Origin of the sequence: Nostoc mirabile CHAB5784, assembly GCF_020829645.1 — a bacterium.
Taxonomy (GTDB): domain Bacteria; phylum Cyanobacteriota; class Cyanobacteriia; order Cyanobacteriales; family Nostocaceae; genus Nostoc; species Nostoc mirabile.
This window is the reverse complement of record NZ_JAIVFS010000011.1, coordinates 1-26,441: the sequence shown is the minus strand read 5'-3', so window position 1 is coordinate 26,441 and position 26,441 is coordinate 1. Positions and strand designations below refer to the sequence as shown.

The window sequence follows — 26,441 nt, the reverse complement described above, 5'->3', positions numbered from 1 at the left end:
TGTGTCCCCTTTCCTCCTCATTGACGACGTTCTTGCAACTTACGATATACAGATTTTAAATCAACTTGATGGTAAGCTAAGGCAACCAAAGTATGATATAGCAAATCAGCCACTTCACCTGCGATCGCATCTGCTTCATCATCCTTAAAGGCCATTACCACCTCGGCGGTTTCCTCACCGATCTTTTTCAATATTTTGTTATCGCCACCTGCGAATAGTTTACAGGTATAAGAACTTTCAGTAGGATTATCGCGGCGATCGCATATTATTTGAAACAATTGCGACAATGTATCCCCTGGTGGCGGAGCAATTTTCCCTTCTATTTGGTGAAAGCAACTGCGTTCTCCAGTATGGCAGGCAATATCTCCTAATTGCTCTACACCTATGAGTAGCGCATCACTATCACAGTCATAACGGATACTTTGCACTTTTTGAATATGTCCAGAAGTCGCCCCCTTATGCCACAATTCTTGCCGGGAACGGCTCCAAAACCAAGTTTCTTCAGTTTCTAAAGTTTTTTGTAACGACTCCTGATTCATCCACGCCATCATCAGGACAGTACCATCCAAATAATCTTGGACAATTGCAGGCACTAGACCCCGTTCATCGTAGCGAATTTCCTCAACAGGGATAGCGTAATGCAGTGAGTGCGAATCGTTAGAAGACATACCAGCTAGTTTGCTCTAATGAGAATAATTCATGGATTCACGATACCATTCTCAATAGGGCAACTGGCATGTTTTTTTGAATTGAACTATTTTATCTAGTTCTAAACAAGAACATTCCGTTCCATAGCAGACTGCATCTTTACAGCACTCAAAGCGACTTTGTGAGCTTTTGAGGCTTCACCATACCAATGAATCGCCGAGTTAAAAGCTGCTCGGTAAAGATCCTGGTATGCTTCAGATAATCGAGTTTGAATATCTAGAGGTAAGTCTTTATTCGAGTTGTATAACATATTATTATTTTTTGGTTCAGCTATTTATATAGGATAGAAATTCTAAGTAGTTTTTGAAACTATCCTAAGATAGAGCTTTTTATTGCCCACTGTTAGGAGAGAACCTTGGTAAATACCACAATTAAAACAACAAAATCACAAGAAGTCTTTGCTGCTGCTCAAAACCTTATGCCCGGAGGAGTTAGTTCTCCAGTTCGTGCCTTTAAATCTGTGGGCGGACAACCCATCGTTTTTGATCGTGTTAAAGGCGCATATATTTGGGATGTAGATGGTAACCAATATATAGATTATGTAGGCACTTGGGGCCCAGCTATTTGCGGTCATGCTCATCCAGAAGTAATTGCAGCCTTGCATGAAGCTTTAGAAAAAGGTACGAGTTTCGGCGCTCCCTCAGTTCTAGAAAATGTTTTGGCAGAAATGGTAATCGATGCCGTTCCTAGCATCGAAATGGTCAGATTTGTCAACTCTGGAACTGAAGCCTGTATGGGAGTTTTGCGGCTGATGCGGGCTTTCACAAAACGAGACAAAATCATCAAGTTTGAAGGCTGCTATCACGGACACGCCGATACGTTTCTAGTGAAGGCGGGTTCTGGTGTTGCCACACTTGGCTTGCCAGACTCACCGGGAGTTCCGAAAGCGGCAACTAGCACTACTCTAACCGCGCCTTTTAATGACCTAGAATCCGTCAAAGCCTTGTTTGAAGAAAACCGCGACGAGATTGCTGGTGTCATTCTTGAGCCAGTTGTCGGCAATGCTGGATTTATTGCACCTGACGCTGGCTTTTTAGAAGGATTACGAGAACTGACTCACGAGCATGGAGCGTTATTGGTATTTGACGAAGTGATGACAGGCTTCCGTATTGCTTACGGTGGCGCTCAGGAGAAATTTGGTGTTACTCCCGACTTAACGACTTTGGGTAAAGTTATTGGTGGTGGTTTGCCAGTAGGAGCTTATGGCGGTCGCCGAGATATTATGTCAATGGTTGCCCCCGCCGGCCCCGTATATCAGGCTGGGACTCTTTCTGGTAATCCTTTGGCGATGACTGCTGGTATTAAGACTTTAGAATTGCTGCAAAAGCCAGGTACTTACGAGTATCTTGACCGGATTACTAAGAAGCTAGCAGATGGTTTGCTGCAAATTGCCAAAGAAACTGGTCATGGGGTATGCGGTGGTCAAATCAGCGCCATGTTTGGCTTATTCTTTACCTCTGGCCCAGTTCATAACTACGAAGATGCCAAAAAGTCTGATACAGCCAAATTCGGACGCTTCCATCGGGGTATGTTAGAACGTGGTGTTTACTTAGCACCCTCTCAATTTGAAGCTGGGTTTACGTCTTTTGCTCACACTGAAGAAGATATTAATCAGACTTTAGCAGTTGCACGGGATGTAATATCGAGCCTGTAATGCGAATCTAGTAAAAGTAGGGGAGCCAGGGCGTTGCGGTGAATCCAGTGTTGTAGGGGCACGGCAGCGCCCATTGGTGTCAACTTAACGTTAAAAGTCTTGTCCCGCAAGGAACTGAACTTCGTTGCTAATAGCAGAAGTCTTCTTTTAATTAGGACTTACGCAAAAACCCTCTCAAACTCTCATTCCTCCGTGACGCGCCAGTTGCTACCCTTCTCCTGACGGAGACGCTGCACGAACGGGAACGCGCTTGAGCGAACAAGTCTCTTAACCGCAAGGGCGCACTGGCTTCTCTGCGCCGCGCCAGTTGCTTCTCCCAAGGGGAGACGCGCAAGGGACAAGTCTCTTAACCGCAAGGGCGCACTGGCTTCTCTGTGGTAGCCGGACGGCTTGCCGATGCAGCGTCTACGTTTTCCGTTACCCGTGCGTAAGTTCTATTAATGACTAAGATATACCCAAAAATCTTTAGTCTACTTCAGTAGACTTTAGCTATAAGAGAGGAACTTTAGTTCCAGGCGGGTGAGTCAAGCCGAAAGTTTTGCTATTTCTAGGCTTTTGTTGACACTAATGAGCAATGCTGTGACCCTACGACAGATATGGTTTTTCAAATCATATTTGCTCTTTCGTGTCAATGGGTAAGTCATACAATATTTCTTACAAAAAAACCGTCCAAAACTAACATTTGAACGGGGTTTTTTCCTATTAATACTTAATGCCAACCTAGTCTGCTACAGGTTGTACTTGTACCTAAAAACTACAAGTCAGGAGGTAAAATCACCTGATCAATTGCGTGAATTACACCGTTAGTGCCTGTGATATCTGCTTGTGTCACTTTAGCATCATTGACAGTTACACCGATTGCAGGATCAACTTTAACGTTGATTGCTCCACCTTCAAGGCTTTTAACTTCACCAGACTTCAAATCAGTGGACAATACCTTACCAGGTACTACATGGTAAGTTAAAATCTTGATCAATACTTCTTTGTTGGCTGGATTTAACAATTCTTGCAAAGCATCTTGTGGCAACTTAGCAAAAGCTGCATCAGTAGGTGCAAAAATGGTTAAGTTATCTTTGCCTTGCAAAGCTCCGGTCAACCCTGCTGCTTTCAAAGCCTTAGTTAAGGTTGTAAAGGAAGCGTTTGACTCTGCCAACGCTAACAAATTTTTACCTTGATTGTCACTTGCCCCTGGCCCTGGTGGAGTTGTAGTAGGTGTCTCAGTGGGTTGAGTTTCCGGGATAGGACGTGGGGTGCGGGGTGGAACTTCACCAGGTGTAACACTACCACCACCACGGTTATAGGGCGGCTCGTTGAAAATACTTGGTCTGGGATTTGTTACACCACTTTGCTGCGCTACTTGTTTGGGTTTGGTATTGCCCTTTTCTATTTCCGAAGCAGCTTCAACAGGTGTGTATTGAGCGTTTACTTCAAGGCGTTGACCCTTGTTATAAGGGGCTTCGTTGAAAATACTGGGGTTAGGATTTAGTGCCTCTTTAGCTTCAGATGGTAAAGTAATAACGAGGCTGAAACTACTAAATCCTGCTATGCCTGCCAACGTGATCAGCAATTTGCTGTAATTTGTCTTCATAAATTTTGTTTGTCTTTTTGTCCACACATTACATAAAGATTTATAACATTTTGTTATGCACAAAATCTAACCTAAGAAGGAAGTAAAATTTTTCCCCAGAAGGGTTTGTGCTGGTCAGGTAAAATATCAAACGTCGGCTCACGCTGAGAATTATGAAATATATCTAGCACATATTTTATGTAATGACTATATTTTTTCCCTTACACAAAAAAAGTTAAAAAGCCTTACTTGCTATAGCGTCAACTTTCAGAAAGTGTGAAAATCTTACATCTACAAGGTATGAGTTACAATAAACTGGGAGAAATATTTTACTTACTTAAAAGCAAATTTATACACAATTCCATACGTAAAATATTAGGTGATTAAAAAATACTGAATTCCATAATGAATAAGGGGATATCTCTAAATTAACCATTGATTATTCAGCAAAAGCACAGAAATTAATTACCTAGATATCTTAACGTAGCCTAAACAGTGACGGAAATTAAATTAACTGCTGAAAACTTACAACTGAGCGGTTAAGTTTATTTATATATGCCAAATTCAATTATTTAATTATTTGATATTTTAATCAGAAAATAATACTTTTTAAATCGATGATTTTGCTAAAAATCAGGCATCAGTTCAACCACAATCTCAATTAAATAGACAAAAAACAACTAATGTAAAGAAAAATTACTTTAACTAAAGATACAATTGTAAAGTTAAGAAGTTGACCAGTTATAAGGTATACAACATGCTGGAATTATACCAATGGGAACTATCTCAATACTCAGAGAAAGTGCGCCTAATTCTAGATTTTAAAGGACTAGATTACCGCAAAATAGAGGTTACGCCTGGGATTGGACAGGTAGAACTATTCCGGCTGACTGGTCAGAAACAAGTCCCGGTATTAAAGGATCGTAATAGATATATTGCGGATTCTACGGAAATAGCTAAGTATTTAGACTTAGAGTATCCCGATCGCCCAATAATACCGCAAGATCCCAAAAAACGGGGTTTAACTTTATTAATAGAAGAATGGGCTGATGAGTCTATAGGCATTAAAGGTCGCAAAGCACTATTTGCAGCCATAAGTCAAGATCAAAATTTCCGCAAGTCTTTATTACCCACCTCAACACCAGATATATTTAAAAGTCTGGTTGGAGGAGTACCCACTGACTTACTGTCAGTATTGGGTTTTGGGGTAGGTTATAGTCCAGATGTGATAAAGTCAGCGATCGCATCTTTAAAACAAGACTTGGAAGCGGTAACGTTATTATTGGCAGATAGTCCTTATTTAACAGGAGATGAACCGACTTTAGCTGACTTAGCAGTAGCTGGCTTATCGATATTGCTCAAGTTCCCCTCTGGCCCCTATCTGGATTTACCAGCTTCTATTAGAGGTAAAGGATTACCAATCTTTTCAGAGAATATAGATTATGAACCATTTTTTACCTGGCGCGATCGCCTTTACGCCCAATTCCGCAAACCATTAATCAGTACCACTCCACCAACGGGAAGTGTGCCAACTTCGATTCAGATTGACTAGTACCGCAAGGCAAAAGTCAAAAGTCAAAAGTCAAAAGTCAAAAGTTTTGTATATCAAGGCTTTTGCAAGTTTTAAAATGGTAGCTTGATTTACGCCAAGCTGTACTAGGTAGTGGGGCATTGGGCATAGGGGAAAATAACTAATGACTAATGACTAATGACTAATGACTAATAAAATGAATTCAGAGCAGCCATTAGGTTCGGTTATTCAAGGTTCTCTAACTGAAGGTTTAGAAGTACGATTGCATCCTGACATTTCTGTGGAAGATATGCGGGTGGGTAAGTTTCTCATTGTGCAAGGGATGCGATCGCGCTTTTTTTGTATGCTGACAGATGTAGCATTGGGAGCTGCTAATGCCCGAATTATTGCAAATCCCCCTAGTTGGGAAGACACTTTTTTACGAGATGTTTTAGCCGGAAGTGGTACTTATGGTACTATCAACCTCGCGCCGATGTTGATGTTCACTCCCGAAACTGAAGAATCTTTCTCCCCAACAAATGGCAAATCGACAAATCCCTTCCTCCCATCGGTGACGGGTTTGGCTTCATTTGTGCCACAAACCAGTACTACAATGGAATTGTTGCCTGTTAAAACTATTCCTAGCCACTTTAGCCAAGTTTACGATGCAAGTGTTGACGATTTTCGCCGGGTATTTGGTTGGGAAGATGACCCCCAAAGGCGCAATTTTTCCATCGGCAAACCTTTGGATATGGATGTGCCCGTTTGCATCGATTTAAACCGCTTCGTGGAACGGAGTAATGGGGTTTTTGGGAAATCTGGTACTGGTAAATCCTTTCTAACACGGTTACTTTTAGCTGGCGTTATCCGTAAAAATGCGGCAGTAAACTTGATTTTTGATATGCACTCTGAGTATGGCTGGGAAGCCGTTGCAGAAGGGAAAAACGTAAATACAGTTAAGGGTTTAAAGCAATTATTTCCCAGCAAGGTAGAAGTTTACACCCTCGACCCGGAATCGACAAAGCGCCGGGGTGTGCGTGATGCTCAAGAACTTTATTTGAGTTATGAGCAAATTGAAGTTGAAGATATTAAGTTATGTAGCCGAGATTTAGGACTCTCTGACGCAGCCCTGGATAACGCGAATATTCTATATAGCGAGTATCGCAAGTCTTGGATTGTCCAGTTGCTGAATATGACCAACGAAGAAATCGAGATGTTCTGCGAGGAGAAGCGGGGACACAAAGGCTCGATTATGGCGTTACAGCGCAAACTGATGCGTATGGATAATTTGAAGTATATGCGTGCGGTTTGTCCCCAGAATTACATTGATAAAATTGTGCAATGTCTGGAAGCTGGGAAGAATGTTGTGATAGAATTTGGTTCCCAGTCTAATATGCTCTCTTATATGTTGGTGACGAATATGATCACCCGACGTATTCACGAGCATTACGTCAAAAAAGCAGATAGATTCCTGCAAAGCAAAAATCCTTGCGATCGCCCGACGCCATTGATGATTACCATTGAAGAAGCGCACCGTTTTCTAGACCCAGGAGTAGTACAAAGCACTATCTTTGGGACTATCGCCAGGGAATTGCGGAAGTATTTCGTCACACTTTTGGTAGTTGATCAACGCCCATCGGGTATTGATAATGAAGTCATGTCCCAGATTGGGACTCGGATTACCGCTTTGCTTAATGATGAAAAAGACATTGACGCGATTTTTACGGGTGTATCTGGTGGTAGCGGACTGCGATCGGTATTGGCAAAGTTAGACTCTAAGCAACAAGCTTTAATTTTGGGTCATGCTGTTCCTATGCCAGTAGTAGTACGTACCCGTCCTTACGACGCAACTTTTTACGAAGAAATTGGTGAACCAGCCTGGGAAGAAAAACCTGATGCAGAAGTATTCGCTGCTGCTGAACTAGCCAAAGCTGACTTGGGATTCTAGATAGTCATTTGTCAGTTGTCCTACCCTGCGGGAAGCCGCTGGCGCGTCTATGTCCTTTGCAAATGACCAATGACTAATGACTAATGACTAATTCGTAACATCCCTCCATTCTGGCAGGAAATTAAGTTCGGTTATCCGGCTAGTTTTGGGCAACAGAAGAGGGGTTTTTAGCGTCACTATAGATATAGTCAGTAATTTCAAGGAAGTTTATTTTTTTTTGCAAATCGGCAATTTTGAATTATAATTAAAGATTTTATCTTAAAATACTTTACTATTTGCCTGATTTATCGTACTATAAAGTAAATGGAACTCATACCGACTTCGGATTTCATCTGCTATCAGTAACTGCCTAAAAGAAGAATTCTCAAAAACAACCAGCGTGCTTATATAGAGATTAAAAATTTAAGAGATTGAAAATTTAGGGAAGGTAGGGGAACCTATCATTGGGAGTTTACGTCTCAACAACGGCTAGATCAATTGATGATTACTTTTGATAGCTCCTAATATTTCGTGATAGATGTACTACCTTTCTCCATTGACTTTAGTAAGAAAAGATACATTGTGTTTACGGAGTAGAGGATAACACATCAATGCCTACTGTCAACACCCAAACGGAAAACCTCAATACCAAATTCACGGCTGATATGGTGCGAACCTATCTGCGAGAAATTGGTCGTGTACCACTGCTAACCCGTGAACAAGAGATTGTCTATGGGAAGCAGGTGCAACAAATGATGAAGTTCATCGACGCCAAGGAAGCTTTGGCGAAGAAACTGCACCGCGAACCGAATATGTCAGAGTGGGCTGACCACGTTCAACAATCGGAAACCGAGGTACAACAAACGGTGGCGCAAGGGAAGCGGGCAAAGCAAAAAATGATCGAAGCGAATTTGCGCTTGGTCGTTGCTATTGCCAAAAAGTACCAAAAGCGGAATATGGAGTTTCTGGATTTAATCCAGGAAGGAACACTAGGATTAGAGCGGGGTGTAGAGAAATTTGACCCAATGAGGGGTTATAAGTTCTCAACCTATGCTTACTGGTGGATTCGCCAAGCCATTACCCGTGCGATCGCTCAACAAGGTCGCACCATCCGGTTACCGATCCACATTACCGAAAAACTGAATAAAATCAAGAAAGTGCAGCGCGAATTGGCTCAAACCTTGGGGCGATCGCCTACTCCAGCAGAAATTGCCAAAGAACTGGAAATAGAACCTGCTCAGATCCGCGAGTACCTGAACATGGCGCGTCAACCAGTCTCTTTGGATGTTAAAGTTGGCGATAACCAGGATACTGAGTTGCAAGAAATGCTCGAAGATGACGGTCCATCACCAGAGTATTACACCAACCAGGAATTCTTACGTCAAGACTTGAACAACCTGCTAGCAGAACTGACTCCGCAACAGCGACAAGTTTTAGCCCTGCGCTTTGGTTTAGAAGATGGTAATGAAATGTCATTGGCGAAAGTGGGTGAGAGATTGAATCTCAGCCGTGAACGCGTCCGCCAGTTAGAGCATCAAGCTTTGGCTCATCTGCGTCGCCGTCGTGCCAATGTCCAAGAATACGTTGCTAGTTAAAATGAGAGACGCGAAATGCCGCGTCTCTACACCCCTTGGTGATGCGCCTCCTGAATTCAGGGGGCTATTTTTTTATGCTGATAACCTAATTAACAGTTATCAGTTATCAGTTATCAGTTAAGAATTTGATTGTCAATTGGGAGTCAGAGTCCCCCACAACTAAGCAAGTGGTGTGTTTGGTGTCTTTCTTCAAATCCCTGAGAGAGTTATTGTGATAACTAAACCTCTTGCGAAAATCCTTGATCCGCCAGGGACTCAAGTCCCTCTCTTATAGCAAAAGTCCGTTTAAACGGACTAAAATTATTGTTATTAGTCGGTTTAAACCGACTTGAGCTATTAGCCCGAAAATTTATTTTCGGGCGGATGTTCGACTTTTGCAAGAGGTCTACTGATAACTGTTGACTGTTCACTGATTTTAATGGTTGTAGGTCGGATGCGATCCAATACTGCGTAGGTTTTGCCTAAAAAATAACTCCAATGTAGGTTGGGTTGAGGAACGAAACCCAACATTTTCAGGGATTTGTTGGGTAACACTAAAGTTCAACCCAACCTACAAATCTTCAAAACCTACGCAGTATTGGGATGCGATCGCATTGTCACCGGATGCAAGCCCATCATTAGTAGTTTTGATGCTGCGGAGCCTTTGCTCAAGAAAATTAACGAAAAGTGCAGTAATTTAGCAAATTTTCCCAATATGGGACGCAAGCGTAATGAACTTTTACCTTTATTACGTAGCTTTGCTGTAGATGATTATCTGATTTTCTATCGTGCGATGTCTCCGACGGGCTACGCCTACGCAGGCATTCGGCTCAATGATATACCAAAATGAATGCGTGAATTACTCAAATGAGAAAACATTCAGGCAATTGAGAAAGTAAAAGCTTCTTTTGAGAAAGTAAGAGCTACTTTTACTTGCGGAAAACACTAAAATGAGAAAGTAAAAGCTGCTTTTGAAGAAGTAAAAGCTGCTTTTGTTTGTGGAAAACACTAAAATGCGAAATTAAAAGCTGCTTTTGAAGAAGTAAAAGCTGCTTTTGTTTGTGGAAAACACTAAAATGCGAAATTAAAAGCTGCTTTTGAAGAAGTAAAAGCTTCTTTTGAGTAAGCAATCAGGCATTTTTACTTAATTCAATATGAATTTTAGTCTAGGCGAATCGCGTGTCTAAGTTTTAGCATGGTACGCTTTGCTAAAAAGTCAAATTTTACTGTGGTGGGGGGAGGCGATGCCTGCGGCGGGCTTCGCCTACGCGAAGATATGCTAAATTGTCACCAGTAGTAACAGTATTAGGATGATTCACCCCTAACTGTCGCTCAAAAATATCTAAAGCTTGGATGTAAAGGGGTTCAGCTTCGCTGTATCTGCCTTGGGAGTAGTAGAGTAACGCTAGGTTATTGAGGCTAGTGGCGACATCTGGATGTTCATTTCCGAGCAGTTGACGCCTGAGTGCCAAAGCTTGGATGAAAAGGGGTTCGGCTTCGCTGTATTTGCCTTGGGAGTGGTAGAGTAACGCTAGCTTGTTGAGGCTAGAGGCGACATCTGGATGTTCATTTCCGAGCAGTTGACGTCTGAGTGCCAAAGCTTGGATGAAAAGGGGTTCAGCTTCGCTGTATCTGCCTTGGGAGTAGTAGAGATTAGCTAGGTTGTTGAGGCTAGAGGCGACATCTGGATGTGATTCTCCCAGCAGTTGACGCGTGAGTGCCAAAGCTTGGATGAAAAGGGGTTCAGCTTCCCTGTATTTGCCTTGGGAGTGGTAGAGTAACGCTAGGTTGTCGAAGCTTTGTGCGACATCTGGATGTTCATCTCCGAGCAGTTGACGCCTGAGTGCCAAAGTTTGGGTGAAAAGGAGTTCGGCTTCGCTGTATCTGCCTTGGAAGTAGTAGAGATAGGCTAGGTTGTTGAGGCTAGAGGCGACATTTGGATGTTCTTCACCCAGCAGTTGACGCCAGAGTGCCAAAGCTTGGATGTAAAGGGGTTCAGCTTCGCTGTATCTGCCTTGGGAGTGGTAGAGTAACGCTAGGTTGTCGAAGCTTTGTGCGACATCTGGATGTTCATCTCCGAGCAGTTGACGCCTGAGTGCCAAAGTTTGGGTGAAAAGGAGTTCGGCTTCGCTGTATCTGCCTTGGAAGTAGTAGAGATAGGCTAGGTTGTTGAGGCTAGAGGCGACATTTGGATGTTCTTCACCCAGCAGTTGACGCCAGAGTGCCAAAGCTTGGATGTAAAGGGGTTCGGCTTCGCTGTATCTGCCTTGGGATTTGTAGAGTGACGCTAGGTTATTGAGGCTAGAGGCGACAGATGGATGTGATTCTCCCAGCAGTTGACGCCAGAGTGCCAAAGCTTGGATGTAAAGGGGTTCGGCTTCGCTGTATCTGCCTTGGGATTTGTAGAGTAACGCTAGGTTGTTGAGGCTAGTGGCGATATCTTCCTCTAACCCTAATTCTTTTTGCAATTCTAGCGCTTTATAAATATACTTAATTGCTAAATCTAATTCTTGTTGATAGTCCTGGGCTTCACCTCTGTCTAATCTCTGTTTGTAAATATTCGCCAATGTAATATACAAACTTCCTAATTTCGCGTCTTTAATTTCGCTTTGCTGTTCTATTTGCTGAATTAATCTTTGTAAATCTTCAATGGGTAAAAAATAGTCATTATCACTATTAAAGTTTTCTAATTCCGTACTTGTTAGTGCAAAACGTATCGCCTCAACTTCTCTCGCAGAAATTACATTTTTAGCATGGGAAACAAACCGAAATACTCCATTACGCCAACTCCAAAAATCCGGCGCTTTTTTGATTAAATTAATCATCAATTGATGCGTCACCCACAGGACAATCGCAAAGGGAAATTTCCCCAAACCTTCTCTTGTCCACTGCAAATAACCAAAGAACTTTTCTTGTGCTGATTGTTCTTCCCCCAGTCTGAGAAAAAGCAACTTTTCTGCACCCGTGACAGTTATCACTGCCGCTTGATACTGTTGTAGACATTCTTCTTTTTCTAAGAGTTGTTGAATAGCGGCTTTTAAATTAGGTTCTTGTTCGTTTAATGTAACAGTATAAGTACAAAAATGAGGTTTTAATTCTGTTTCATAGCGGTCAATTATTTTATTACGAAAATCAGCATTATCACAAACACCAATGAGTAAATTAAATTTGCCTTCTCCTGCTTCAATGGAGACAATTAAATCATCAAAAGCATCTTGATTTTTTTGATCAAGGTTAATATTTTGATTATAATTATTAGCTGTCATCAATTAAGCCCTCCTCACGCAATAATTCGACAACAATAGGATGAACATCATACCAATTTTGACGGTTGCGATATTCAAGCACATAAAGCCCGTGTAGTAAATCGAGAAATTCTTGCTGTTTCGGGTCTTCTGGCTTAAAATTTTGATAAGTTGTTTGCAAAATTCGATAATCTACACTACCTAAAGGCATAGCAAAATCATTGCGGATATTATTAATTGCTTGGTCTAAAATTTCATCATTAATTATTACTTTATCTTCTGGCCTCCGGCGAATTAACCGCAGACAAATCCGACAACATTCATTAGAAATGCGAATTAATTCCCGCAACACACCACCACTATTTAAAACTATTTTTTCTGCTGTTGATGATTCGAGTAAATTATTTGAGATTCGTTTAGTCAATATTTCACAAAGAATATTCAAAGTTTTTGGAAATGGTGTAGCACTTGCTAAATGACTCTCCCCTTTTTTAAATAACTTTAAAACAGGCATTGCCACAACTTGGTCATTAGTTTCATTTTCAATAGTTGGTTTGAGTGCTGTTTCCCGCAAAGCCGCGATGGGGATAGTATAAATAATCCTAAATCCAGGTAGGCAAAGAGCTTTAATATTATCTTTAAATAGATTATTCACTACTACTAAATCAAGTTTATCTAAATCATCAATAATTACTAATATTTGTTTTTTTGTAACCGCTTGAATTGCTGCGGCAATAATATTTAATTGAGCAATTGATCGTTCCTGGGCAGAGGGATGATTTTATCCAAACCCAATACGCTTGGGTTAAGGATAATCGTAGGTTGGGTGGAACTTAAGTGTTACCCAACAAACCCGCGTCGTAGGTTGGGTTTCGTTCCTCCACCCAACCTACGCAGTTTATGGTTTTTGGCGCTAACTGAACTGTATTGTATCCAAACCCCCACAACCCATCAAGATTGCAACTTAATTTGGTCACGATATTTACACCGTCGCAACCCTTTCTCAATCTCACGCACTTTCACGTCTAGGCGCAGTCTTGCTTTATCTACGGGACTAGCTGCAAGTACCAGAATTGTTTTGACTGTAGGACTATTACTTATAATTGAGTAAGAAATTTATCATCAAAACTCAGTACTCAGCTAAGGTGTAATCCTTTTTTATGAAAGCAACAAGGGAGCGATGCCTACGGCGGGCTACGCCTACGCAGAAATTGGCGTTGGGAAGAGATTATCGCAGAGGCAAGGGCTGAACTTGCTGAAAGACCGATGAAATCAGCATTTTTATCACCTGAAAAATCTCAAAAGCAAGATGTCAAAAAATTGAATGTTAATTGAGAAGGTTTAATTTGTGATTAACCTCACCCAATGGGATGAATCTATTGAATGAAGAATAAAGACTCTAAGTGATGGTAATCGGGAGCATCCCAAATGTGTAAAAACATATTTTGTCATTGCGAGCGTAATGAAATGAAGCGAAGCAATCGCAGCATCTAGACTTTGCGATTGCTTCATTCCGCTTCTCTTACGAGACGCTACCGCGAACGCTCCATTCGCAATGACTACCTGCTAACTTGGTAAATTTGCTTGCATTGGGATGCTCCCTGGTAATCTAAGGTTGTTGAGCTAAATTAAATAAAAACTTCAGTTTTTGACAGTTTTCTTTTTTGGACAATAGTAATATAAGTCTTTAAGAAAGTCTTTAACAATTAAGACTAGGCTATGCTTGAAGCAAGTTCTAAATAACTTAGTTCGTTTTTTAACAGGAGAAGTAGGGTGCTTAACAACCTTCATCAGTTCTTATCTCCCCGTCAATGGGGAATTTCTCTCGCAGGCTTAGGCTTACTTCTCGGTTTGGGCTTTATAGCCAAGCAGACTCAAGTAGTACCAGTTACAAATTCTTCATTATCATCGGCTCAAATTCAGAAAACCACCGACAACTCTCTTTTGTCCCAGCTAAGAAGAGTTAGAGAGCAGAGAAGTCAACTTAATGCAACTTCTGGAGATAGAGGGCTTTTTGGCCATCAGAGTGGAAAAACATTACCTGCAACCACAGCGTTGGTTCCAGGTTCTCAGGAAGCTACAAAAGATGCTGGAGTTTTACCAAAAGTGGATTTTCCTGAAAAAGATGGGATTTACCTCTATGGTCAATCCCCAAAATCAAACCAGCTTGGTCAAGGTTACATCATATTTCAAAAGCAGCAGGAAAAGATCACTGGTGCATTGTATATGCCCCAATCAGAGTTTAATTGTTTTCAGGGTACACTCAACCCATCAGGAGAGTTGGCGATGACGGTTAATAGTTCGTCAAATCAAGCCAGTTCTGCTCAGTCGAATCAGGTAGCTGCAAGCAATAGACTGCCTCAAGTGAGTGAAGATGAGTTAAGCAGTTATCCTTACTCAGTGGCTCTGCAAGACTTTCATCGCTTAAATTCTATCACTGCTAGCGATCGCCGCACGTTGCAAATGTGCAAGTAATCTTTAAGTTAATACTCAATTCCTGGTTGCGCTTTAACACCTTGATCGCGGAAAGGATGCTTAATTAGTGTCATTTCGGTTACGAGGTCAGCACGCTCAATTAAAGCAGCAGGTGCGCCTCTACCTGTGAGAATAACGTGCTTATCAGCTGGTTTTTGCGCCAAACCCGCTAAAACATCCTCTACTTCTAAGTAAGACATTTTGAGGGCGATATTGATTTCGTCTAACAACACCATGTGAAAGTCTGGGTTGCGAATATATTCTAATGATTTTTGCCAAGCGGCGCTAGCTTTATCGAGATCGCGATCGCGGTCTTGAGTTTCCCAGGTAAAGCCTTCGCCCATTGCGTGAAATTCTAACTGGTCTTCCCAATTACTGAAAACTCTTTTTTCTGAAGGTTCCCAGCTACCTTTGATAAATTGGACGATCGCTACTTTATACCCGTGACCTAGCGATCGTAACACCATCCCCAAAGCAGCAGTAGTTTTACCTTTACCATTACCAGTATTTACAATAATTAATCCTTTTTCTGGTACAGCTTGTGCTATGCGTTGATCCTGCACTTCTTTGCGTCGCTGCATCTTTTTGCGGTACTGTTCATCAGTCAGAGATGAAGACATGACTTCATCAATCAAGCGCCCAATCTCTTTGTCTGGGTTTAATTCTTCTGGTGTATCGTTTTTCATCAATTTTGTGTGCAAATAACTGTTAAAACTTTCAATAATGAACTGAAATTCAGTTTATTCTCTGATTTTACTGAAATGACATACTTGAATATGTCCAGTAAGATTTTATGGAAAAATATTGATACCGTGTTAGATTTTTTAACATCATTGGCAAACAACTAAGTAAAACTCTATGATATACAAACTCAGGTTATAATTTGAGTTCAATATTGCTATTTTAAATAATTTAATAGGTTTATTAAATCATTTTACTAAGATTTCCTTCGACAGACGAGTTAGTTAGGATAAAGATTATCATTTCATCACTTGTTTAGAAAGTTACATTAGTTTTAACTAAGTTTGGGGGTTTAATATCATGTCCGCTTGATTACTTATGAAACCCGAAGAACCCCACCCCGCCAAAGCTATGCTTTGTCTCCCCTCCCCGCAAGCTCTTAGGGGTTGGGGGTGGGGTGTAATGACTGTGGTTAGCGTAACTATTTATACGGACATGATATAAGTCCCCTGGCTAACGACGGCAGAACGTTTTGTGTCGGGGTCTAAATCCCCGGACGCTCGCAGACTCGCTCTAAGCGAAGCTATGCCGAAGGCTTTACGCTTCGCTAACACAAAACGTAATTACGAATTACGAATTACGAATTACGAATTACGAATTATTTAACAGGGATACTATTTTAGAAATCGAGTTACTAAAATAGTAAAATTACTCTCCCTCATCCTCCTCATCCTCACTCCAATATTGTTGAGGTGCATTTCCGTGAACTTCTAAAATCTTTGGTTTTTTGATTTTATTATCAGGCTGATTAATTGCTTCTAACTGCACATCAAATTTCCAGTTATCACCAAAATCATAAAGATAGGTCATTTTAGCATCCGGTTCTAGAGACAAATCACCAATCTGCACTTGGTCAGCAAATGGGGGTGTTTCCATGTAGGGATGACCTATTTTAATTGTGCGACCAAAACGGTCTTTATAACTAAACTCATATAAATGGTCGTAATCAAAATCAAAAGCATCGAGAATTGTTTCTGCTAGCCAGCCTAATGTTTTTTTCGCTGGTATGGCAATGCGTCTCCAAGCCTGAGAAATAGACACTTTAAAAATATAAATACCATCGGTGAAGCCTTGCTTTGGAACAAATAAATTATGCTTCCATTCTGGAAAAAAGGGTTGTAAATGTGACTGCAATTTTCCAAAATTCACATTTACATCATCCTGTAATTCTCCTCGTATACCTAGCGGAAATAATAATTGTAACAGAGCATCCCCAAAAGGCAAGCGTTGTAAACTGGTAATACGCCACCCCTTACCTTCTTGGGGTTTTACCTGCTTGATAGATAACAATCCAAATAACTCTAACAGGGCAACGTTATGCAAACCAGGGTAATAACTAATATTGTGTTGGTCTTCATATTTAGGAAATTTTAACCCTTTATCTGGGACGCGAGGCCAAAGTTGAATACATCTAAATAAATTACCGAATGAGTCTTGATGCTCACCCAAAATTTCGTTATTTCCCCAAATAAACCAGGCTTCTAATAAGTTGAAATAGCGTTCTGTTGGATTGAGATTTGACCATGATTCTAAGGTGGCTGTGTCTAATAATAAAATTTGCTTCTTACCTTGGGATTTAATTTGGGCTATCCCAGAACTGCGTAATAACAGATATAGTCCATTAATGTAGGGGTATGATTTCTGGACGGGGCGTTTGAGTTTAGTTTCAATTGGGTGACTTAACCGAGAATTAACTTCTGATAGTACTTTCAGTGGTAAAAGGTTATTAACACTACTAACTTCTACTCCATTTGGTTGCAAGAAATCTATCAGGGTTTGAAAGTCATGCAGAATCGTACCAGGTTGATTTTCATCAATGCTGAGTTCTTGTAGAAGTTGTTGTTGTGACTCTGCAAGGGTTGGCAGTTCAGGATTGAATGTGCGTTCTAGCCGCGCAAATAAATCTTCCATAAATAAAAGTTATAAATTCACAATTTAACCTTCCGTAAAACCCTGTTCTCTTTATACTATGACTTCAGCAGTTACCCTAATAAACCTTGAACTGCCAAGTGTCACCGTAAGACTATCAAGACCGTAAGCTTAATGAGATGTGAATAATATTTTCACCTTCTAGTTGATAATCCCAGGAATTTGATATGAATAGTAACACTAGTCTACAAATGATTTTAGCTGATACACCTATTGATACAGTATTAAGAGCGATCGCTCAACTAAATTTACCTAATTGGTGGTTAGCTGGGGGTGCAGTCCGAAACACTGTTTGGTCTTCAATTTTTGGCAATGAGTGTAAATTAGGTATTAAAGATTTTGATATTGCATTCTTTGATATAGAGGGGAACCGTTCTCAAGAACTAGTAGCAAAGGCGACTCTCACAGAACAATTTCCTCATGAACAGTTTGATATAAAAAATCAAGCTAGTTTTGCTCGTTGGCGACTTGGTAGCAGACCCTACACTAGTACGGAGGATGGCATCACAGATTGGCTGCACACTGCTACTGCTGTAGGAGTTCGGCTAGATGCACAAGGTCAATGGCAATTTTTTACTCCCTACGGGTTAGATGACTTATTTGGTGGCATTATTCGACCTACGCCAGCACATATTGGTAACCTGGATGCCCACAATAAGGCAGCTACATTCTTGCAAAAGTGTCCTTATCTGCGGTTGGCGTAAAAGTTATAGTCGGGTTGTAGCCATTGGTTTGGGTTACAACTAAATATCTTGCACCAGTTTCAACAACCGCCTCAGAATGAATTCTGAGGCTAATAGCTAAAGTCGTCTCAAGACGACTGATAAAGGGTTTTAGTTAACTAAGCGTGGAGTTGGGCTATTAACCTTGCACTTCAAGTACTCCGCCTCCTCTCTCAACGCAACCTCAAACAGCGCGAAATCAGACCATAGTGCAATATAAAACACAGTTTGACATTCAATAATTTAATGAAAAAATATCCTAATCTAAGCTTTGACAAAGCTGCAAAATCATTCTTTATTCTGTTTTATGCGTGAGTAGAGAAGTTCGCGATCGCTGTGAGGATTTACAATTAAGCATGGACTATTACCGCCACTTCCATTACTTACAATAACGACAGTAATGCCAGATTTTGGACAAATCCCTAAACAACTGGTGCTAACAACCCGAAATTTTCCCCATAATCCCTCAAATTTTAAACGAGATTTTAACCAATTCTCTAAGTCTTCGGAAGCTGTTGAGCTTCTACTAGTTGGATGAAAACTATTTGAGCGCTCGTTTGCACATTGTGAACACACAAGCACCAAACCAGACTCCCATCGGGGAGAAACACTCTTGATAGAAGTTTCTAAGGGGTGAGAATTTATTAAGGGCGATGTTTGCTGAAAATTGGATGCAAACCTCTTGAAGATACGTTGCAGCAATCTTTTAATACGCTGGATCAGTTTTTTCATGGACGATCCTACTTATTTTTCTGAACAACTTAAAAAGACCTCTCCCTGGTTTTACTACGTAAAACCGTCCCTCTCCGAGGCGGAGAGGGATAGAGTTGAACTTAGGGAGAGGTTTGTTGAACAGGATAGTGTAATTTTCGCGTTTAGTCTGTTCTGCTAAATCATTAAATAATCAGCGTTTCTGAGCAATTTGCTGCAAGTATGCAATTAGCTGTTCTCCTGCGGTCTCAATGTGTCGTTTTAGTAACCTGACAGCAGTTTTTGTATCCTGCTTTTGACAAGCATCTAAGAGTTGATAGTGTTCTTTTTGCGATCGCTCCTGATAATCCATCTGCGCTAATTGTACGCGGACATAGCGATCGCAATTAACGTGTAAAGTTTTAATCATTGTCAGCAACCGGGGACGTTCAGCAGTGGCGTACAGTGTCGCATGAAATTCCCAGTTGAGTTTCGCCAACACACCTGCATCAGTTGCTTGATCTGTCGCTTCCAGAATCACAGCAGCTTTTTCTATATCTGTTTCCCTGAACTTGGGTATTGCCAACTGCATCGCTTTCACTTCCAAGGCGCTGCGAATTTCACAGATTTCTTGCGCCTCTTGTGCTGTCAACACCGATACGATCGCACCACGATTTAAATGCAGTGTCACCAATCCTTCTGCTTCTAACTGCTTGAGCGCTTCACGCACGGGAATACGACTGACTCCAAACTGAGTGGCGATTTCATCCTGTCTCAGGGATTGTCCTTCCTGAAATATACCGCAAAGAATCGCTTCCCGCAAAGCATCGGCAATTAAATCTGGGGTACTGCGTTGTTGTTGCAGCACATTCGCTGCTAGGTCATTTAAGTTCATATTTTATATTGTATACAAAATCAGAAAAATTGTATACAATATCCAAAGTAAGTTTTTTAAACATCCCTTCAATACCACGGGAGACAATTATGAGCATCGCATCTCAACCAGACCGAGTTATCATCTTCGACACCACGCTACGGGATGGCGAACAGTCACCGGGCGCAACCCTGAATGTAGAAGAAAAGCTGGCGATCGCTCATCAACTAGCTCTCCTTGGTGTCGATGTGATTGAAGCAGGTTTTGCCGTTGCTAGTCCGGGAGATTTTCAAGCTGTTAAAACCATTGCTGAACAAGTCGGCATACCCGGTGGGCCAATCATTTGCAGTTTAGCTAGAGCCATTCGCCAAGATATTCACGCCGCCGCCGAAGCTTTGAAGGGAGCGGCTCGTCCCAGAATCCACACAATGATTTCTACCTCTGATATTCATCTGAAATATCAGTTGAAAAAGTCTCGCAGCGAAGTATTAGCGATCGCATCAGAAATGGTTGCTTATGCTAAGTCGTTTGTAGATGATGTAGAATTTTCACCAATGGATGCTAGCCGCACTGAGCCAGAGTTTCTTTATGAAGTTTTGGAAAGAGCGATCGCAGCAGGTGCAACTACAATTAATATTCCTGATACCGTTGGTTACTGCACACCCAAAGAAATCGGAACTCTGATTCAGGGAATTCGAGAACATGTTCCTAATATCGATGGGGTGATTCTTTCCATTCACACCCAAAATGATTTGGGTTTGGCGACAGCTAACGCTTTGGCAGCAATTGAATATGGCGTGCGTCAGGTGGAATGTACCATTAATGGCATTGGGGAACGAGCAGGTAATGCAGCATTAGAAGAAATTGTGATGGCGTTGCAGGTTCGCAAACCATTTTTCAATCCTTACTTTGGTCGTCCGGTTGATGGCGATACACCTCTGACTAATATTAAGACTCAGGAGATTTATAAAACCTCATCCTTGGTTTCCCAATTAACCGGAATGCTGATTCAGCCCAATAAGGCGATCGTGGGAGCAAACGCTTTCGCCCATGAGTCTGGTATTCACCAAGATGGGATCATCAAACACCGCCAGACTTATGAAATTATGGAAGCTGCTGCGATCGGTTTGCCAGAAAATCGCATTGTTTTGGGCAAGCACTCTGGAAGAAATGCTTTCCGTACCAGGCTTAAGGAGTTGGGCTTTGAATTGAACGAAGCAGACTTGAACAAAGCCTTCAATCGATTCAAAGAAGTCGCCGATAAGAAAAAAGAAATCTCAGATTGGGATTTAGAAGCGATCGTCCGAGATGAAACGCAGATTCAAGTAGAAAGCGGCTTTCAAATCGAACACGTCCAGGTGATATGCGGTGACTGCACTTGCCCAACTGCAACCATTACAATTGTTACCCCTGAAGGTAAAATCCTCACAGATGCGAGTGTAGGCACTGGCCCAGTGGATGCGGTGTATCAAGCAATCAATCGATTGGTGCAGATTTCCAATCAACTAATTGAATTTTCCGTCCAATCTGTGACTGGCGGGATTGATGCATTAGGAACTGTTACAGTTCGGATAGGGCATCAAGAGCGGATATTTTCTGGGCAAGCATCTGATACCGATATTGTGGTGGCAGCAGCTTACGCGTATATAAACGCATTGAATCGGCTTTATCGTTACTTACAAACCCAGAGTCAAACACCAGTAGCGGCTGCGAAAGAACTTAAACGATAGACGAAGGAACTTTGCCTGCTGCAAGAGACTGGTTATGCCGGGTTCGTTAAAAACTCGATCAGCAACCGATTAATCTCAGCAGGTTGTTCCTGCTGAATCCAATGTCCGGCGTTTGGCAGCAATACCTTTTTTCTCAAGTTCGGCACTGTTTTTTCTAAATTGTTGACGAGTTCTCGATTTCTGGTCACAACTGCATCGAACTCTCCCCCAACAAACAAAGCAGGTTGTTGGAGCTTTGCGCCACTCAAAAAGCGCGTGAGTTCCCAATCTCTGTCCAGGTTTCGATATCGAGCTAACCCGCCTCGAAATCCGGTTCGCTCAAACTCTTGGGTGAAAAAATCAAGGTCTTGCTCGCTCAACCAACTCGGAAGCTGCTCTGGTTCTGTTAAAGTGTCTAGAAATTTTTCTGATTTGTCGAACAGAAACTGCCATCTTTCTTCAGGAGGTGCATCTCCGGCGGCAGAATAGAGCATCATCCGAAGAGACTTACGAACGTTAGCTTCTAGTTCTGCCTCCGCTTTACCAGGTTCCTGGAAATACAACATATAAAACTGTTGCTCACCCGACATCCGTTTTAGCATTTCTGTTGGCGGTCTACTTTCCCAGGCTCTAGCGCGATAAGGGACACTTAGTAAAGCGATCGCTTTAAACAAATCTGGACGTAACAACGCACAATGCCAAGCTAAAGTTGCACCTTGATCGTGCCCGACGATGATGGCTTGTTCTTGATCGAGAGCATGAACTAGCCCAACGATATCGCTAGTTAGCTCCAGTATATTATATGCCTCAACTGACTCTGGTTGGTCGGTTTGCCCGTAACCACGTATATCGGGCGCAACAACGTGGAATCCAGCTTCTGCAAGGGCTACAAGCTGATGTCGCCAAGAGTACCAGCATTCTGGAAACCCATGACATAGGATTACAAGGTTTCCTCGACCTTGTTCAGCAATATGCATTTTGATGCCGTTAGTCTCAATCAAGCGATGATTTATTGCTTGCATCATTCTTCTTGTTTGATGACAGGTGCAGTGGTTGGATGTTCAGTCCAATCAGTTGAACGAATTTTGTAATCGCTCCATCTTATCTTAATAGATGATATTAATGCTTTTTTTGAGGATTATTAAACTTGAATAATTGGTTTGACCTTTTTCTTTATGGAATCAATCCAAAATCTAAAATCCAAAATCTAAAATTGGACGACTAGCTCTAAAAGGAACAAGGCATTTGGAACGATGTCACAATTTTTTATACCTTTGGTCGCAAGCCAATAAGTAGGTCGGCGTAAATAATTATTGTTGGGATAAGGCAGGGAAGGGGGCAGGGGGAAAAAAGGGTTTTATTGTGCCAACTTACTTAGAGTAATACAGTTGGGATCAGTAAATTCTCTCTAGGTAGAAAAAACTTGACAGCGAAATGCTTTATTAGTATATTTGTACTAATAAACTACTTACGTGTTGCATAAAACTTTAAACACCCGACTACGCCAACAAGAGAGTACAAAATAAATGAAGCTATCTAAGGTAGACTTGAGCAGTTTAGTTGCGATCGCTCACTCTGATGGATATTTGCAGTTGTTGCTAGATCGAGGCGACGAACTAGAGTTTTTGGAAATTCCAGCGCCAGTACAAGCTTATGAAGGATTGCAAGAACTGAACGAGGCGATTGCCCAAACGCCTGCGCTACCCTTTAAAGAAGAACCAATTGCTATGTTACCAGTTAGCTCATCAATGGCGATCGCTGTAGGCTACGATCGCGACGAACACATTTTGCAAGTTGAGTTTCAAAGTGGAGCCGTTTATCAGTACTTAGGTGTAGACGAGGATACTTGGTCAGATTTACATGCCTCTGACTCAATTGGCAGCTTTTATAATCAAGAGATTAAAGGTAGATATGACTGCGATCGTCTAGATAATGCAGATTATACTATTGACTAATAACTCCATGTAGGGTTTTCAATAATTCTTGCGTTGTGTAGGGTTTGGGTAAAAAGGCTGTATGTTCATCTATTTTGTCGATTGGTACTTGTTCACTTGTTGCCAGTCCACTAACAATAATAATCGGCAATAACGGATTGATATTTTGCAATCTCCGAATGGTAGTTGCTCCATCCATATTGGACATCATCATATCGATAATTGCGGCGCTAATTTTATCTTTATGCTGGGCATAAATTGCTAATGCTTCGATGCCATTACCAGCAGTCATTGCCGTGTAATTATAATTTTATAGCGATGTTTTAGTAATTTCCTGAATGGAAGCTTCATCATCTACAACCAAAATACATTCTCCAGAGCCAGTTGGTATTTCCGTATCTTCTAACAAGTGGATTGGAACTTAATTAACTGCTGGTAAGTACACCTTAAACTTTGTCCCCTTGCCTACAAAACTTGATACAGTGATAAAACCATTGTGTTCTTGAATAATTCTCATTACTGTTGATAACCCAAGTCCTGTACCTTTACCCAACTCTTTTGTTGTAAAAAATGGTTCAAAAATTCTATCTAATATTTCACTGTTGATTCCCAGCCCGGTATCAGCAACTGTCAGAACAATGTAAGCACCAACTGTAGCTTCTATATGCATACTGGCATAAGTTTTATCAATCCAAATATTCTCGGCAGATATTGTTAAAGTTCCGCCTGTAGGCATGGCATCCCGCGCATTCAGACACAAATTAATCAGTACCTGATGCAATTGAGTACTATCGACACAAATAGGTAACAAGTCCTCCTGAATTTCTGTGTACACTGCGATTGATTTGGGAAATGTTTGTGAGATAATTTGCTGCATTTCTAAAATCAGTTGTTTAACTTGAAGAACCGTGCATTGGCGCGTAGCGGCTTGTCCTTGGACATTGCCTTCAATTCCCCTAGTAAATGACAGCACCTGCTTTACCAAATCAGTACCACGTTTGGCATTGCTTTCTATTATTGACAACATCTGATTAATCTGTTGATCGCAGCTTTTTGATTGGAGCAGATGCACTGACATCAAAATTGGTGACAACACATTATTTAAATCGTGAGCAATACCACTAGCAAGAGTGCCTATACTTTCTATGCGTTGAGCACGTAAAAATTCTTGTTCTAGTTGTTTTTTCTGGGTAATATCAGTATCAACAACAAGGATTGATTTGGCTTGAGAATGTTCATCATTTATCAGCGCCCAACGACTTTTAACGATGACTTTTTTGCCAGATTTGCTACTTTTCTGTAACTCACCTTGCCAATATCTATCCTTTAACACAGTCTGATAAATTTCTAGGTTTTGCGGCAAAGGTTCAGCGAACCAAAGTTCATCTGACTGCTTGCCTATGGCTTCTTCTGACTTCCAGCCATAAAGTTTCTCAGAATTTTTGTTCCATAATAAAATTTTGTTGGACAAATCTTGTACGACAATTGCATCAGTGACAATATCCAGCAATACTTCTTGTGCCTGCTTGTACTCCTGTTTAATACTTGCCAGTTCAGCGAATTCCCGCCGGATTTCTAGTTGTCTAACTACCAGGCGGCTAAAAGCTTGCAGTGCTTCCACCTGTTTGGGACTGATTTGGCGTGGTACGCGATCGCCTATACACAGAGTCCCGATCGCTTCTCCCCCTGGTGCTAACAAAGGTACACCTGCATAAAATCTTACGCCAAGTCCAGCATAAGTAACTATAGGATTCGTAGCAAATCGTTCATCAGCTAATGTATCGGGAATAATTAAAACTTCCCCACTTTCCATACAAATCGATCCGAACCCAATATCTCGTGGCATTTCCTGTACATCTAACCCTACCTTGGCTTTGAACCACTGACGGTTAGCGTCAATTAGATTAATCAAGGCGATCGGTGTGTTACAAATCTGTGCGGCTAAGAATGCTAGATCGTCGAATGCTTCTTCTGGTGGAGTGTCGAGAATCTGGTACTGACGCAGAGCCTCAAGCCTCGCTGCTTCATTGTTACACACTAAAAAATTCATTAAATCGTTCCTAACTCTTGTTGAATGACAACTTGCCCTCGTTTTACTAAAAAATGTCGATTTAGAGCGCTTTCTGTAAGGGATTCATCTGTCACTGCACTTGATAGCTCATTGAAGTCACTATGAGATTATTTAAATAAATCAGCAGCATATAGCTTGATGGCTTTAATTATACTAATATGCCTTAAGAAGGATGAACAAGAGTTTTGGTAATTTTAAGTAAATTTTAGAAGATTTACAGCCTGATAATTTTTTATTAACAGATAAAATTACTTCCACTAAGATTAAGTAGGCGGTAATATATGCAACTAGTACCGCAAGGCGGAAGTCAGCCCCAACTCTTGGAGACGCTGTGTTTCGACTCCGCTCAACATAAATTCGCGTTCGGGGAAGTCAAAAGTCAAAATTAAGGAGGCAGGAAATAATCCAATACGCTTGGGTTAAGGATTTTTTTCTCTTCTCTCTGTTTCCTCTGCGCCTGGAGCGGTAGCCGGACGGCTTGCCCTCCGGGTGACGCTCGTACCGACGCTCGATGACTCGCTTGCCGCCGGCGCTATCGCTAACGCTGCGCTAACAGCAGTCGCTCATGGGGGAAACCCCCAGACGCTCGATGACTCGCTTGCCGCCGGCGCTATGCGCGGCATCGTCTCCCCTTGGGAGAAGACCGCGCTGCTTCACCGCTTTGCGTCTACGTTAAAAATTTGACTTTGATAAAGAGTTTTAGGCTTAACCCAAGCGTATTGGGAAATAATCCCCATAAATTTATTTATGGGGATTTAACAAGGACGCTGTATTTCAGGACTTACGCACAAGCAACGGAAAATAGAACCACAGAGGACGCAGAGAAGCCAGTGCGTTGGGCGGGTTCCCCGACTTGTTCGCGCAGCGTCTCCCCTTGGGAGAAGCAACTGGCGCGACACGGAGGAATAAGAGTTTGATATCATGTCCGCTTGATTACTTATTAAACCCGAAGAACCCCACCCCTTAATCCCCTCCCCGCAAGCAGGAGGCAGGGTGGTTTCATACAACCACAGAAAAACTAAAACTGGGTTTCAAAGCCTCTCTCCGCTTCGGGGAGAGGAATGGAAGTGGGGTAAAAAGCTATGTCACAAAACGAGAAATCAAGACTTAT

19 protein-coding genes and 1 pseudogene are annotated in these 26,441 nt (G+C 41.7%); 9 read left to right on the top strand and 11 right to left on the bottom strand.

The genetic code is table 11. The features are described from left to right. Positions 1–17: 17 nt before the first annotated feature. Together hisIE and LC653_RS10125 are read right to left on the bottom strand one after the other, a co-directional pair. Complete coding sequence (hisIE, locus tag LC653_RS10130) at positions 18–668, bottom strand: bifunctional phosphoribosyl-AMP cyclohydrolase/phosphoribosyl-ATP diphosphatase HisIE (RefSeq protein ID WP_229494355.1); 651 nt, start codon at positions 666–668, stop codon at positions 18–20. 101 nt (positions 669–769) lie between these two features. Next, entirely contained in the window at positions 770–958 is a 189-nt protein-coding gene (locus LC653_RS10125; protein ID WP_100899632.1) for a ChaB family protein, read from the bottom strand. Positions 959–1,063: 105 nt separating this feature from the next. Here LC653_RS10125 and hemL point away from each other — a divergent pair, with 105 nt between their 5' ends. Next, complete coding sequence (gene hemL / locus LC653_RS10120) at positions 1,064–2,362, top strand: glutamate-1-semialdehyde 2,1-aminomutase (RefSeq protein WP_229494354.1); 1,299 nt, start codon at positions 1,064–1,066, stop codon at positions 2,360–2,362. A gap of 754 nt (positions 2,363–3,116) precedes the next feature. On the opposite strand, the gene LC653_RS10115 is transcribed toward hemL, so the two are convergent. After that, complete coding sequence (locus tag LC653_RS10115) at positions 3,117–3,950, bottom strand: fasciclin domain-containing protein (protein ID WP_229494353.1); 834 nt, start codon at positions 3,948–3,950, stop codon at positions 3,117–3,119. A gap of 736 nt (positions 3,951–4,686) precedes the next feature. On the opposite strand from LC653_RS10115, the gene LC653_RS10110 reads away from it, so the two are divergent. The 4 genes from LC653_RS10110 (at position 4,687) to LC653_RS10095 (ending at position 9,790) form a co-directional block, all read left to right on the top strand. Continuing rightward, complete coding sequence (locus LC653_RS10110) at positions 4,687–5,481, top strand: glutathione S-transferase (protein WP_229494352.1); 795 nt, start codon at positions 4,687–4,689, stop codon at positions 5,479–5,481. Positions 5,482–5,656: 175 nt separating this feature from the next. After that, on the top strand, positions 5,657–7,387 hold the full coding sequence (locus tag LC653_RS10105; RefSeq protein WP_229494437.1) for a helicase HerA domain-containing protein: 1,731 nt from the start codon (positions 5,657–5,659) through the stop codon (positions 7,385–7,387). Between the two features lie 590 nt (positions 7,388–7,977). Next, complete coding sequence (locus LC653_RS10100) at positions 7,978–8,961, top strand: RNA polymerase sigma factor, RpoD/SigA family (RefSeq protein WP_229494351.1); 984 nt, start codon at positions 7,978–7,980, stop codon at positions 8,959–8,961. Positions 8,962–9,484: 523 nt separating this feature from the next. Then, positions 9,485–9,790, top strand: a complete 306-nt coding sequence (locus tag LC653_RS10095) for a type II toxin-antitoxin system RelE/ParE family toxin (protein WP_229494350.1) — start codon at positions 9,485–9,487, stop codon at positions 9,788–9,790. A 373-nt stretch (positions 9,791–10,163) separates the two neighbouring features. On the opposite strand, the gene LC653_RS10090 is transcribed toward LC653_RS10095, so the two are convergent. Beyond that, complete coding sequence (locus LC653_RS10090) at positions 10,164–12,206, bottom strand: tetratricopeptide repeat protein (RefSeq protein WP_229494349.1); 2,043 nt, start codon at positions 12,204–12,206, stop codon at positions 10,164–10,166. Beyond that, entirely contained in the window at positions 12,196–12,840 is a 645-nt protein-coding gene (locus tag LC653_RS10085) for a hypothetical protein (protein ID WP_229494348.1), read from the bottom strand. Before LC653_RS10085 ends, LC653_RS10090 begins: the two co-directional genes overlap by 11 nt. 1,118 nt (positions 12,841–13,958) lie before the next feature. Here LC653_RS10085 and LC653_RS10080 point away from each other — a divergent pair. Then, positions 13,959–14,660 carry a hypothetical protein gene (locus LC653_RS10080; protein ID WP_229494347.1) on the top strand — a complete coding sequence of 234 codons (702 nt, stop codon included), beginning with the start codon at positions 13,959–13,961 and terminating at the stop codon, positions 14,658–14,660. Between the two features lie 8 nt (positions 14,661–14,668). On the opposite strand, the gene cobO is transcribed toward LC653_RS10080, so the two are convergent. Further along, positions 14,669–15,346, bottom strand: coding sequence for a cob(I)yrinic acid a,c-diamide adenosyltransferase (gene cobO / locus LC653_RS10075; protein WP_229494346.1), 678 nt, complete (start codon positions 15,344–15,346; stop codon positions 14,669–14,671). 703 nt (positions 15,347–16,049) lie between these two features. After that, positions 16,050–17,312, bottom strand: a complete 1,263-nt coding sequence (locus tag LC653_RS10070; protein ID WP_229494345.1) for a plasmid pRiA4b ORF-3 family protein — start codon at positions 17,310–17,312, stop codon at positions 16,050–16,052. Positions 17,313–17,497: 185 nt separating this feature from the next. On the opposite strand from LC653_RS10070, the gene LC653_RS10065 reads away from it, so the two are divergent. After that, positions 17,498–18,034 (top strand): nucleotidyltransferase family protein, encoded by a 537-nt coding sequence (locus LC653_RS10065; protein WP_229494344.1) that lies wholly within the window; start codon positions 17,498–17,500, stop codon positions 18,032–18,034. 306 nt (positions 18,035–18,340) lie between these two features. On the opposite strand, the gene LC653_RS10060 is transcribed toward LC653_RS10065, so the two are convergent. Both LC653_RS10060 and LC653_RS10055 read right to left on the bottom strand, forming a co-directional pair. Further along, positions 18,341–18,784 carry a (2Fe-2S) ferredoxin domain-containing protein gene (locus LC653_RS10060; RefSeq protein WP_229494343.1) on the bottom strand — a complete coding sequence of 148 codons (444 nt, stop codon included), beginning with the start codon at positions 18,782–18,784 and terminating at the stop codon, positions 18,341–18,343. Between the two features lie 172 nt (positions 18,785–18,956). Next, positions 18,957–19,637, bottom strand: a complete 681-nt coding sequence (locus LC653_RS10055) for a GntR family transcriptional regulator (protein WP_229494342.1) — start codon at positions 19,635–19,637, stop codon at positions 18,957–18,959. An 89-nt stretch (positions 19,638–19,726) separates the two neighbouring features. On the opposite strand from LC653_RS10055, the gene LC653_RS10050 reads away from it, so the two are divergent. After that, the gene (locus tag LC653_RS10050; protein WP_233718171.1) at positions 19,727–21,346 is read left to right on the top strand and encodes a 2-isopropylmalate synthase; all 1,620 of its coding nucleotides are present in this window, start codon (positions 19,727–19,729) and stop codon (positions 21,344–21,346) included. 32 nt (positions 21,347–21,378) lie between these two features. Here LC653_RS10050 and LC653_RS10045 read toward each other — a convergent pair whose 3' ends face one another. Beyond that, on the bottom strand, positions 21,379–22,350 hold the full coding sequence (locus tag LC653_RS10045; protein WP_229494341.1) for an alpha/beta fold hydrolase: 972 nt from the start codon (positions 22,348–22,350) through the stop codon (positions 21,379–21,381). Positions 22,351–22,851: 501 nt separating this feature from the next. Here LC653_RS10045 and LC653_RS10040 point away from each other — a divergent pair. Beyond that, the gene (locus tag LC653_RS10040) at positions 22,852–23,280 is read left to right on the top strand and encodes a KTSC domain-containing protein (protein ID WP_229494340.1); all 429 of its coding nucleotides are present in this window, start codon (positions 22,852–22,854) and stop codon (positions 23,278–23,280) included. Here the strand turns inward: LC653_RS10040 and LC653_RS10035 are convergent. Continuing rightward, positions 23,270–25,309, bottom strand: a pseudogene (locus LC653_RS10035) (hybrid sensor histidine kinase/response regulator). The gene LC653_RS10040 and the pseudogene LC653_RS10035 sit on opposite strands and share 11 nt — an antisense overlap. Positions 25,310–26,441: the final 1,132 nt, after the last annotated feature.

Bases quoted from the DNA above. Each gene is read 5' to 3' on its own strand.
- LC653_RS10105 (WP_229494437.1), top strand. From the start codon at position 5,657: ATGAATTCAGAGCAGCCATTAGGTTCGGTTATTCAAGGTTCTCTAACT.
- LC653_RS10060 (WP_229494343.1), bottom strand. From the start codon at position 18,784: ATGAAAAAACTGATCCAGCGTATTAAAAGATTGCTGCAACGTATCTTC.
- LC653_RS10100 (WP_229494351.1), top strand. From the start codon at position 7,978: ATGCCTACTGTCAACACCCAAACGGAAAACCTCAATACCAAATTCACG.
- LC653_RS10065 (WP_229494344.1), top strand. From the start codon at position 17,498: ATGAATAGTAACACTAGTCTACAAATGATTTTAGCTGATACACCTATT.
- LC653_RS10115 (WP_229494353.1), bottom strand. From the start codon at position 3,950: ATGAAGACAAATTACAGCAAATTGCTGATCACGTTGGCAGGCATAGCA.
- LC653_RS10045 (WP_229494341.1), bottom strand. From the start codon at position 22,350: ATGATGCAAGCAATAAATCATCGCTTGATTGAGACTAACGGCATCAAA.
- hisIE (WP_229494355.1), bottom strand. From the start codon at position 668: ATGTCTTCTAACGATTCGCACTCACTGCATTACGCTATCCCTGTTGAG.
- LC653_RS10125 (WP_100899632.1), bottom strand. From the start codon at position 958: ATGTTATACAACTCGAATAAAGACTTACCTCTAGATATTCAAACTCGA.
- LC653_RS10050 (WP_233718171.1), top strand. From the start codon at position 19,727: ATGAGCATCGCATCTCAACCAGACCGAGTTATCATCTTCGACACCACG.
- LC653_RS10090 (WP_229494349.1), bottom strand. From the start codon at position 12,206: ATGACAGCTAATAATTATAATCAAAATATTAACCTTGATCAAAAAAAT.
- cobO (WP_229494346.1), bottom strand. From the start codon at position 15,346: ATGAAAAACGATACACCAGAAGAATTAAACCCAGACAAAGAGATTGGG.
- LC653_RS10055 (WP_229494342.1), bottom strand. From the start codon at position 19,637: ATGAACTTAAATGACCTAGCAGCGAATGTGCTGCAACAACAACGCAGT.
- LC653_RS10070 (WP_229494345.1), bottom strand. From the start codon at position 17,312: ATGGAAGATTTATTTGCGCGGCTAGAACGCACATTCAATCCTGAACTG.
- LC653_RS10110 (WP_229494352.1), top strand. From the start codon at position 4,687: ATGCTGGAATTATACCAATGGGAACTATCTCAATACTCAGAGAAAGTG.
- LC653_RS10040 (WP_229494340.1), top strand. From the start codon at position 22,852: ATGAAGCTATCTAAGGTAGACTTGAGCAGTTTAGTTGCGATCGCTCAC.